This window comes from Caballeronia sp. GAWG1-5s-s (genome assembly GCF_023631445.1).
Taxonomy (GTDB): domain Bacteria; phylum Pseudomonadota; class Gammaproteobacteria; order Burkholderiales; family Burkholderiaceae; genus Caballeronia.
In genome coordinates, this window is sequence record NZ_JALQDC010000082.1 from 1 (window position 1) to 233 (window position 233).

Here is a 233-nt window from a genome sequence, read left to right on the forward strand (position 1 = left end):
CAATAGTAGTAATTTGTACATTAGAAATTTGCCCAGATGAATTTACGGTAATATTTGCAAAAGCATTAGATCCATAAAATCCAGGTGTACCGTCAATAACAGAAATATTTGCACCCATACCATCATGTATCAAACAGTTATATTTGATAGTTTCTGTGGGCGCAGATGGTTTAATGATTAAATCGACAAAAGATCCTACCTGACCTGCAGTTCCTTTTTGAACTACGATATAT

1 protein-coding gene is annotated in these 233 nt (G+C 33.9%); it reads right to left on the reverse strand.

Features of this window, described 5'->3' with window-relative positions; translation table 11 throughout:
- Positions 1–233, reverse strand: a 233-nt coding sequence (locus NCR34_RS27980; protein WP_250501448.1) for a hypothetical protein, incomplete at both ends; no start/stop codon positions are given.